We start from the raw sequence: 10,538 nt of genomic DNA, 5'->3' as shown, positions 1-10,538 counted from the left end.
ACTTGGACGGTCGTGAAACGACTCGGCTCCGGGGACGAGACCCCGGAGCCGGTGAGTATCGCAAGCTGACGGGTCAGCCCGGCCGAACGGCTGTGTTGTACGGCATCAGGTCGATCGGGTCGGTCTTGACCGGCTTGCCCGGACGGGAAGCGTGCACGATCCGGCCGTTGCCGATGTACATGCCGACGTGCGAGATCGGGCTGTAGTAGAAGACCAGGTCGCCCGGCATCAGCTGGCTCTTGCTGACCCGGCGGCCCTCGCTGGCCTGCGCCTTCGAGGAGTGCGACAGGGAGACGCCCGCCTTGCCCCAGGCGTACAGCATCAGACCGGAGCAGTCGAACGAACTCGGTCCGTCCTCACCCCACACGTAGGGGTCGCCCATCTGGTTCATCGCGACCTGAACCGCGACCCCGGCGCGGCCGTTGACCGGCACCGGCAGGTCGTCCATCCGGTCACCATCACGGCTGGGACGCGCGTCGCGGGCCTTCTCGGCTTCCTTCGCGTTCTCTTCGGCGATCCGGCGCCGCTCCGCGTCACTGAGCTTGGAGAGAACCTTCTCCGCCGCCTTCAGGTTGGACTTGGCCTCGGCGATCAGCTTGTTCTGCTGCGTCTGCACTGCCTGCAGCTGCGCGAGCTCGCTCTGGGCGCTGCTCTGCAGGTCGGCAACCTTGCCCTGGGCGTCCTGGAACTTCCGCAGTACGGCGTTCTGCTGGCCGGCGAAGGCCTGCGCGGTGGAGGCCTGGCTGAGGAACTGGTCCGGGTTGGAGGACAGCAGCAACTGCGCCGTCGTCGACATCCCGGAGGTCTGGTACCCGGCAACCGCCAGCGAGCCGATCTGACGCTTGACCACGTCGACCTGGGCCTGCTGCTTGTTGATCGCACCCTGCAGAGCTTTCAGCCGAGCCTGCGACGCGGTGATCTGCCCGCGGAGGTCGTTGGCCGACTCACCGGCTTCCTCAGCCTTGTGCTGCAGTGCAGCAACCTGCTTCTTCGCCTCGTCCAGTGTCGGCTTCGGATCGGCGTCCGCTCCCGACTGGATGAACAGCACACCGGCGACGACAGCGGTGCTGGTGATGGCGGCGAGGGCGATTCCCTTGGTGCGGTTGATGCGTCCGGTGGACACAGCCCGGTCGGTCCCTTCCTCTGCTCGACGCCGTCCCCGTCAACCACGCCGGTGGTTCTACAGGCTTAACGCCCGTACCACCCGCGAGGTCACTCCCTCGGCTTCCGCGCTGCCCGGCCGGTCCTATCAACCGGCACCCTGAGGCAACAGGACGTAACAGTAGTGACCGTTTCGTGACCGGTGCAATTCGCCCCTCGGGTTTGATCCAAACTTAACGTCGGATCACCCCAGGCCGACGGCCGTTTCGCCTTCACCTGCAGCGGTTTCGGCAGCAGCGTCGACCTCGACACTGCTGACGGCGTGCACCAGCCGTAACGGAGGCACCAGTCCGGACTCGGCGAGCGCGTCCAGGGCGGCCCGCTCTTCGTCGTCGATGCGGATGGGAGTAGCGCGTTCGGCGGCGAAGCCGAGGACTACTGTTACCACGCAGTCCTGGCAGCCGGGACCACGCATCAGACAGGCGTCGCAGTCGATCAGCACAACGTCCTCCAAAGTGGGGAAGCACCCGGACTTGCGTCCGGCTGAGAAGGACGCTAGAGAACGCCGCCGACAGTTTCTGATCGGCTGCTGAAATCAGGCGCGGGCGATGCGGCTGATCAGGCTGGTTGCGGACAGTGAGCGGGCGCCGAGTTTTCCGACACTCTCGGCTACCTCGCGGTCGGTGGAGACGACGACGATCGGGCGGCCTGGGGGTTCGGCGCGGACGAGTTGGCGGATGACCTCGTCGGCGATGACGCCGGCTGGGCTGAATCGGACGCGGACGCCGCGGGGTGGATTCAGTTGCACGGGGCCGGATAGTTCGGCGCCGTCGAAGACGACGGTTACTTCGATCCGGCGTTGGGCGACCAGGGCGCCTAGTGCTGTGACGAGGCGCTGGCGTTGGGAGTGGAGTGGTGAGGTCGGCCAGGCGGTCTTGGTGACGTTGTAGCCGTCGATGATGAGGTGCACCTGTGGAAGGGCCAGGAGCTCGTCGAACAGGGCTGGGTCGTCCTCGGGCGCGGTCCGACCGACTGGGGCGGCCTCGGGCTCGGTGCCGGCGACTGTGTCGGCCGGGCGCAGGTCACCGCCTGGTGGGAGGGCCAGCTCGCGGCGGAGACCGCTGGCCGCCTCTAACACGGTGTCCAGCAACAGGCGGGTGCGCGTCGACGCCAGCTCGCGCTCTTGACCCGCCGTACGACGGGCTGCGTGTTCGACTGCCTCTAGCTCGGTGATGCGGGCTCGTAGTCGGCGGAGCTCGCGTTCTACCTCGTTGCGGGCGGCATCGACGCGCTCGTCTGCCGTCTCGGCTTCGGTCGTGCGTTGCTCGAGGTCGCTCTGGAGGCCGGTGATGCGTTGGCGGGCCTCGTTGAGTTTGCGGCGCAGGGTGACGTTCTCGGCCTTGAGCTCGTTCACCTGTTCGCGTAGCCGCTCGCGGACTTGGCGAGTCTCCGTGCGGGCTTGATCGAGCTGGTCCGACAGCCGGTTGATGGCCTCGTCGTCCGCTCGTGGCGTCTCGGCCGGGAGCTGGGCGGCTGCGGCGATTCGCAGCTCCCACTCGTCGGGGCGCAGCAAGTAGGCCAGTGCGGCGACCTCGACCGGGTCGGCCATCGGCACCGGGATGCCCTCGGCGACCGCATCACCGAGCTCCGCGTGCTCCCGGCGTACCTGGAACGCGGTCAACCGGCGGAAATGCTCGTCGGTCTCGAGGATCGGGCCGAGCACGGACGCCGAGAGCTTGGCGCGCTTCGCCGGGGCGAAGCTCGCGAACCGGCGCAGCGGCGCCGGGACATCGGTCGCGGGAAGCTGGCCGAGCGCCTGCGCGGCAAGAGTGAGGACTCGTTGCCGGACGGGTTCGGGCAAAGTCGTAGCGGCGGAGCTCGCGGCGGTGCCTGCCTCAGTCACCGGTCCGCAGTCCGGCTGGGGTGACGGCCATCGCCTGCGGCCCGTGATGCAGACCACACCGAACCGGCATGAGGGCCGATTTCCCGGTGATCGCCTGTGTACGCATACCGAGAGGGTAGTCGACTCGCTCGCGTGTCACCTGCGGAATTGTCGGTGGCGGCTCTTAGCGTCGTTGCCATGACCAGCCCGCCGCCGCAGACGCCGCTGCCGATCCGTGGCGTGCAGCCGAGTTTCGACGACCTCGGGACGCCGCTGCACAGCATCACGTTCTGCGTGGTCGACCTGGAGACGACCGGCGGTGCGCCCGGCGAGTCCGGGATCACCGAGATCGGTGCGGTGAAGGTGCGGGCCGGTGAGGTGGTCGGCGAGTTCCAGACGCTGGTGAATCCCGGCGAGCCGATTCCGGCGTTCATCGCGGTCCTGACCGGGATCACCAACCCGATGGTTGCCTCGTCACCCCGGATCGACTCGGTACTGCCGGCCTTCCTCGAGTTCGCCCGCGGCTGCGTGATGGTGGCGCACAACGCGCCGTTCGACATGGGCTTCCTGAAGCACGACAGCCTCGTGCACGGGTACGACTGGCCCGATTTCACCGTCGTCGACACCGCGCTGCTCGCGCGTCGCGTGATCACGCCGGACGAGGCGCCCAACTGCAAACTCGGGACGCTGGCCAAACTGTTCCGCGCCACCACGACCCCGAACCACCGTGCCCTCTCCGACGCTCGTGCCACCGTCGATGTGCTGCACGGATTGTTCGAGCGGGTCGGATCCCTCGGCGTACAGACGCTCGAGGATCTGCAGACCTTCAACTCGCGCGTCGCCCCCGCCGTACGGGCCAAGCGGCACCTGGCCGAGTCGTTGCCACATGCACCGGGTGTGTACCTGTTCACCGACGACCGCGGCGAGGTGCTGTACGTCGGCAAGTCGAAGGACCTGCGGAATCGCGTCCGCTCGTACTTCACCGCCTCCGAAACCCGCAACCGGATCGGCGAGATGGTCGGGATCGCCACCGCCGTCCGCGGGATCGAATGCGGCACCTCGTTGGAGGCCGAGATCCGGGAGCTCCGGCTGATCGCGGAACACAAGCCGCGGTACAACCGGCGCTCCAAGTTCCCGGAGCGGCAGCACTGGCTGAAGGTCACCGTCGAGCCGTTCCCCCGGCTTTCGCTGGTCAAACAGGTGCGTGACGACGACGGCGGCTACCTCGGCCCGTTCAGCTCCCGCAAAACCGCCGAGCGCGCGATGGCCGCACTGCACGAAGCCTTCCCGATCCGCCAATGTACGGCGCGGATGTCGCGGACACCTCGGTTGTCGCCGTGCGTGCTGGCCGAGATGGGTCGCTGCGTGGCCCCTTGTGACGGCCGCATCTCCACCGATTCGTACGGCGAATTCGTGCACAACCTGCGAACCGCGCTGACCGCCGACCCGACCCCGGTCATCGACGCCCTCGACCGGCGCATCGACGTACTGTCTGCCGACGAGCGTTTCGAGGACGCGGCCGTGCATCGCGATCGGTTGAGCGCGTTCGTGCGGAGTTCGGCGCGGATGCAGCGGATGGCGTCCGTCACCAGCTGCGCCGAGATCTGCGCGGCCCGCCGTACCGACGATGGCGGGTGGGAGCTGCACGTGATCCGGCGCGGCCGACTGGCCGCGGCCGGAGTCAGCCCGCGCGGGACGGATCCGCGGCGGTACCTCGACATGCTGCGAGCCTCCGCCGAAACGGTCCTGCCCGGCATCGGCCCGGTCGCCACCGCCTCCCCCGAGGAGATCGACCTGGTCCTGCGCTGGCTGGACCAGCCCGGAATCCGCCTCGTCGAGATGGATGGCACCTGGACCTGCCCGATCACCGGCGCCGGCCGCCACCTCACCCGCATCGACAACGCCAACGCCGACCTCCACCACCCGACCGAACGCCGCCGCCTCCGCCCCCTCGGCCCGGCCCGAGCCAGCTGAGCGGTACGAGCGCTCCAGGGAATGTGCCGAAGTCGGCACCGCTAGAACGGCGGCGGATCCACGAGCGGCTGACCGGTCAACGAGAACCGTGACTGGGTCGACAGCGGGTTGGCAGGCGTCGCGTTACCGGATGCAGGCTGGGGCGACGGCCGCGATCTGCTGAGTGCGGACGGCGGACCGTCGTACGGAGGTTGCGCCGAGGCTGGGGGTGTTTCGGACCGCTGGGTGATCGGGCCGCGGGCTGGTGGGACAGTGGTGTAGCGGTGACCGGTGGGAGCAACCAGGGTGATCGAGCCATCCGGGTGGTTCTCGGTCTTCCAGCCCCAGCGCGGGGTGTCTTTGATGACGTGGTGATATTCGCAGTACGGCGCTAGTCCGGCCAGGCTGGTACGGCCCGTGACGGCGAACGGGGTGCCGTGGTCGCGATCGCATTCGCGGGACGGCCGATTGCAACCGGGCCAGGCGCAGACCGGATGCCGGGCGAGCAGCGTCTCGCTGACCGGCGGGGCTGGGTCGTGGCGGGTGGTCGACGCTTCCAGGACGACACCGGTCGCCGGGTCGGTGAGGAGGCGCCTCCAGGTCCCGCCTTCGGCGATTCGGCGTGCCATCTCGGCGGAGATCGGGCCGTACCCGGTCAGTTCGCACGGATCGTCGTCGAGGCCGAGCAGTGTGTTGACTGGAATCAGCACCTCGATGTGTGGGCGGCGGCGATGCTGGTCCGGCAGACGGCGTTCGAGCCAGTCCAGTCCGTTGTGGACAATGTGGCCGAACAGGTCCGCCACTACATCAGCCCTTCGCTGCTCTGCGCTCCGCCGATCACGCTCGGTCGATTCGGCGGTTTCGGCGGTTTCGGCGGTATCGGCGGTATCGGCGGTTTCGGTGGTATCGGAGGTCTTGGCGCGCACGGAGGCTACGGGAGGGCGGCCCTCGGCGTCACCGCGAGCGCCGGGCTCACGATCGGAACCGCCACTCGCGGGATCGGCTGGTGCAGCAGCAGGCGCGGGCTCCGGGGGCGCGTTGGACGTGCGCTCAGCACCCGGGTCTGACAGCGTCGACTCAGGGGCGGTCGGCCGGCGAGCCATGGGACCTGGGGCGTTCGCAGCGGGGTCGGCGGTGTGGGTCGGGGTGGGGTCGGCGGTGCGGGCCTGGGCGGGATTGGGGCGCTTTGCCAGGTCGGACATGGCCTGGATTGCTACCCACATCTGCTGAATCTGGTCGGCGGTGTGGACGACCCACAGGCCGGCCATGCCGTTGGGCAGGGGGACGATCTTGCAGGTGCGTTCGCCGACGGCCGCTCGATGACGGTCGGCTTCGGTGGCGGCTTGGTGCTTGGCGACCTGGCTTCGGAGAGACCGGCGGAGGTTCGCGTTGGTCTGCGACGGCGCCCGACGCAGGACGTGGGCCTCGACCGACCTTGCGTCGTCGTCGGACAGTCCTCGGGTTGCTTCGGAGATGGCCAGAGCCTTCGACCATGAGAGGGCGCCGGTCCGCAGCGCGGTCATGGTGGCAGCGACGGGGCCAGTGAGATGCAGGGCGGTCTCGATGTGCCGGGTGGCGGTGTTCGTCGACAGGTGTAGTGCTGCGCCGATCTCAGCGGCCCAGGAGCGCTCCGGGTCGACTGGTCGGCCTGACGAGTCGATCACCTCAGGGCGCGGCGTCTCGGCCTCCTGGGCTTTGCGCTGGCGAAAGAACGACGCCATGGAGCCGGCCTTCAGCGCCTCGGCCCAGGACGCCAGCCGCGAGGTCGCCTTGAGGTACTCGATCAAGGCCATCGGTGACAGGCATTGAGGGCGGACCTGTTCCAGGGCAGCCGCCAGGTCGCCGCCGGGCGGCAGGAACACCCAGGCCGGAGCGGACTGGCGCAGCATGAACCGCTCGGCTTCGTCCTGGTCGGCGGACGCCCACAGCTCCCACTCCAACTGGTCGACGGCCGACATCGGCGGGAGGTCGTCGTCGTACAGATCCTCCTCGGTGATCACCGTCGGCGCCTCCGGGTCATCGACGTCGAACACGTTGTCGTAGATGTCGTCGGGTGGCTGGTACGGATCGCTGGGTGGGAAGAAGGTGCCCGCCGGCCGGGAATCGGGCGGCGGAACGATGGCGATCTGCCGGCCCGCTCGGCTCGCGAAACTCCCGGCGAGCTTCTGCTCGTCGGGGGCGCAGGCCGAGTGAATCGTCATGCACTCATATTAGAACACCCGTTCGAATGCGCCAAATCGATGGGTTCTCCGCTGCTCCGGGGGTGGCCGCCACTATGCTTCGGCACGTCCGAGTGTGCTTCGAGGAGAGGACGACATGGTCACCGCGATCGTGTTCATCAAGGCCGATGTCGCGCGGATTCCGGAGGTCGCCGAGCAGGTGGCGGCCATCGCGGGAGTCAGCGAGGTGTACTCCGTGACCGGCGGGCTCGACCTGATCGCGATGATCCGGGTCGCCCACCACGACGAACTCGCGACGGTGATTCCGGACCGCGTGAACCGGGTTCCCGGCGTACTGAGCACGGAGACGCACATCGCGTTCCGCGCGTACTCGACGCACGACCTGGAGGCCGCCTTCAGCCTGGGCCAGGAGGACGGTGTCTGAGGCTCGGAACCACGCCCTTTCTGACACGCGCTGAAGTTACGGTGAACGTATGAGCAACCCTCCCGCAGGCTGGTACCCGGACCCGACCGGGCAGCCCGACACCATCCGCTGGTGGAACGGGAAACAGTGGACCAATCGCACCGAGAAGGAAACGGTCGGTTCCACGGAGCCTGAGACGGTGGATGAGCCTGTCCCGGCTGAGCCTGAGGTAGTCGCTGAGCCTCAGCAGGGTGTGTGGGGGGCTACTGCGTCTACGCAGGAGGGGTCTGGTCCGACATGGGGTGCGACGCAGACTGGGTGGGATACGACTTCACCTCCGCAGCAGGGTGGTTGGTGGCCTAATCCGGACGAGCCGGAGAGCGGGCCGCGGTTGGCCGCGGTCGGGCCGGTGGATGGTGGCGCGACAGTCGAGGTACGTGCGGGTGACGGGCTGACGCCGTTCGAGCGGGCGCGGGCCACCTGGAACGCTCCGGAGATCGCACCGGCGCCGCCAGAGCACTGGACGCAGCAGCCGATTCCCGAGGTGGTTGAGCCCGCTCCCACGTCGCAGTCTGAGGAGCAGATGGCCCCCAACGGGTGGACCCTGCGACTCGCCGACACCCCCGAGGCGGACGCGCCACACGCCGACCCCCAGGCTGGCGCGGCAGCAGATGCGCAGGCAGACACGGCAGGTGTTCACGCGGACGCTCAGGCGGACGCGGCGGCAAGTGCTCAGACGGATGCCGGTACGGCGGCGGGTGCTCATGCGGGTGCCGGTACGGCGGATGCGGCGGCTGGTGCTCACGCGGATGCTGGTGTGGCGGACTCGGGTGATGCTCGGTGGGGTGCTTCGAGTAGTGATTGGGGTGTCGAAGGCGAAACCGACGTCCAGGCGGGCGTCAGTGCTGCTGGCGGTTGGGGTACTGAGGCGGATGTTCCGGCTGAGGCTGGTGGTTGGGGTGTGGAGGCTGACACCGGAGCGCAGACCGCGGCCAGTGGGTGGGGCGCGGAGGCGGACGGTGGGGCGCAGGCTGGTACGACGGGAGCTTGGGCAACCGCGGCCGGCGGCGGTGACGAGGTAGCGGCTGGCGCTGGTGACGTGGCGGCCGCTGGTGGTGAGCAGGGGTGGTCCGACGTGAGTTGGACCCAGGCCCCGAACGCCGCCCGCAAACCCCGCGAGACGAGCGCCGCGGAGCAAACCACCGAGATCCCGACCGCTGAGCCCGACGCCGAAACCACCCAGGTCCAGCCGACCTGGGGAGCACAGACCGGTGACGGTGGTGCGCAGGCTCAGCCGACCTGGGGCGAACAGCCTGGTGACGAAGCTACCCAAGTGCAGCCGTCTTGGGGTGGGCAGAGCGGTGACGAAGCTACGCAGGTGCAGCCGACCTGGGGAGCGCAGACAAGTGACGGGGCCGCGCAGGCTCAGCCGACTTGGGGTGCACAGTCCGGGGACAACACAATCCAGGCACAGTCGAGCGGGCAGCGCGGCGACGACGCCACCCAGGCGCAGCCGACCTGGGGCGGGCAGGCGAATGACGGGGCCGCGCCGGCGACCTGGGGTGCACAGACCGGTGGACAGGCGCAGTCGGGCTCGGGTGGGCAGACGGGTGATGGGGGCGCGCAAGGGCAGTCGGGCTGGGGAGTCGATCCGGATCTGGAGCAGGGGCCGGCTCAGCAGGGCTGGGGGGTTGCGGCTTCGGAGGGGAACACTCAGCTCTGGGGTGTGGATGCGGCTGCCGAGGGCAAGTCGTCGGAGGCTGCGGGTGCTGCGCCTGACAACCAGGTGAGCTCCTGGGGTGGGCAGCAAACTGCGAGTGGTGAGCAGGCGGGCGACGTGTCCTGGGGTGCGCAGTCCTCGGGTGGTGGTCAGCAGGGTGGGGCTGGTGGTTGGGGGGCTGGGCAGGGGGATGGTGGGCCTTGGGGTGGGCAGCAGGCTAGTGGGTGGGGGGCTGGAACCGAGCAGGGCGCGAGTGAGCAGAAGCAGGCTGGTTGGGGGGCTGGGCAGGGCGGGGCGGCTACTACTCAGGCTGAGGGTGGGCCTTGGGGTGGCGGGCAGCAGGCTGGTGGATGGGGTGCGGGGCCGGGGAGCGGTGGGCCTGGTCGGGGTGGGGGTAAGGCCACCAAGAAGAAGTCTGGTGGGAGTTCGAAGAAGAAGTCTTCGGGTGGGGGTGGCGGGCGGTCGGGGGCTAAGTTGCCGTTGATCGTCGGTGGTGGGATCGCGTTGGTGATGCTGGTGGTCGCCGCGGTGTTCCTGATCGTGAATCCTGGTGACAAGAAGAAGGCGGATCCCGGGCCGACGACGCCGACCAGCCAGCCGACGAACCAGCCGACCGGCGCGACCAAACCCGGTGAGTCGAAGAATCCGAAGCTGCACGAAGGTGAGCGGATTGCGGCGACCGCGATCTCGTTCCCGCGTCGTACCGGGTTGTGGTCGGACCGCAAGCGGCTGGTACCGCAGTTGCTCGACTCGAGCGGGCAGTACATCGTGCTGCAGCAGAAGTTCGACGGGACCAACAACTGGTACGCGAACATCTTTGTCGGTGCCTTGGGCAACCAAGCCGGGTACGGCGGGGACCCGAAGGCGAGCGCGCTGGCGCTGGCGAACGAGGTGCCGGCGTCGCTGTACGGCGGGATCGCGATCACCCGGAAGCCGGGGCTGAACGGCCAGGTGAAGCGGTCGGACAAGTCCGGCTGGTTCGTGCAGCAGACGATCACCGCCAAGTCGGGCAAGGTGACCGCCCGGGTGCTTACCCTGACAGTGGCCGTTTTTGACCTCGGGGACGGGACGGCCGTCGCGTACATCAGCGACATCCCCACCAACCGCCCAGACCTGAAGGCGGCCGAAAGCCAGGCCTACAAGGGAATCAACGTTGGCTGACAACGAGAACAACTATCCGCCCCCACCACGGTCCGGCCGGCACAGCGCACCACCACCGCCGCCCGTAGCCCCCGCACGCCCGCCAACGGAGGCGGAAACGCCGCCGCTCGCCGGTGGCACTCCCCCGGCCGCGGGCGG

7 protein-coding genes are annotated in these 10,538 nt (G+C 68.8%); 3 read left to right on the top strand and 4 right to left on the bottom strand.

All coding sequences use genetic code 11. The features are described from left to right. Window positions 1-73: 73 nt before the first annotated feature. The 3 genes from ABD231_RS14405 to ABD231_RS14395 form a co-directional block, all read right to left on the bottom strand. Complete coding sequence (locus tag ABD231_RS14405; protein ID WP_344150602.1) at window positions 74-1,123, bottom strand: C40 family peptidase; 1,050 nt, start codon at window positions 1,121-1,123, stop codon at window positions 74-76. 222 nt (window positions 1,124-1,345) lie between these two features. Further along, entirely contained in the window at window positions 1,346-1,603 is a 258-nt protein-coding gene (locus tag ABD231_RS14400; RefSeq protein WP_344150599.1) for a hypothetical protein, read from the bottom strand. 93 nt (window positions 1,604-1,696) lie between these two features. After that, window positions 1,697-3,004 carry an NYN domain-containing protein gene (locus ABD231_RS14395; protein ID WP_344150596.1) on the bottom strand — a complete coding sequence of 436 codons (1,308 nt, stop codon included), beginning with the start codon at window positions 3,002-3,004 and terminating at the stop codon, window positions 1,697-1,699. A gap of 177 nt (window positions 3,005-3,181) precedes the next feature. Between ABD231_RS14395 and ABD231_RS14390 the strand changes: the two genes are divergently transcribed. Beyond that, the gene (locus tag ABD231_RS14390; RefSeq protein ID WP_344150593.1) at window positions 3,182-4,957 is read left to right on the top strand and encodes a DEDD exonuclease domain-containing protein; all 1,776 of its coding nucleotides are present in this window, start codon (window positions 3,182-3,184) and stop codon (window positions 4,955-4,957) included. Between the two features lie 41 nt (window positions 4,958-4,998). Here the strand turns inward: ABD231_RS14390 and ABD231_RS14385 are convergent, their stop codons facing one another. Then, window positions 4,999-7,137: an HNH endonuclease signature motif containing protein gene (locus tag ABD231_RS14385; RefSeq protein WP_344150590.1), complete on the bottom strand. Its 2,139-nt coding sequence runs from the start codon at window positions 7,135-7,137 to the stop codon at window positions 4,999-5,001. A 115-nt stretch (window positions 7,138-7,252) separates the two neighbouring features. Between ABD231_RS14385 and ABD231_RS14380 the strand changes: the two genes are divergently transcribed. Beyond that, window positions 7,253-7,540 carry an Lrp/AsnC family transcriptional regulator gene (locus ABD231_RS14380; RefSeq protein ID WP_344150587.1) on the top strand — a complete coding sequence of 96 codons (288 nt, stop codon included), beginning with the start codon at window positions 7,253-7,255 and terminating at the stop codon, window positions 7,538-7,540. A 49-nt stretch (window positions 7,541-7,589) separates the two neighbouring features. Then, window positions 7,590-10,400, top strand: coding sequence for a DUF2510 domain-containing protein (locus ABD231_RS14375; protein WP_344150584.1), 2,811 nt, complete (start codon window positions 7,590-7,592; stop codon window positions 10,398-10,400). Window positions 10,401-10,538: the final 138 nt, after the last annotated feature.

This window comes from Kribbella yunnanensis (genome assembly GCF_039529655.1).
In the GTDB taxonomy this organism is placed as follows: Bacteria; Actinomycetota; Actinomycetes; order Propionibacteriales; family Kribbellaceae; genus Kribbella; species Kribbella yunnanensis.
The sequence above is the reverse complement of the archived record's forward strand: the minus strand, read 5'-3'. Positions and strand labels throughout refer to the sequence as shown.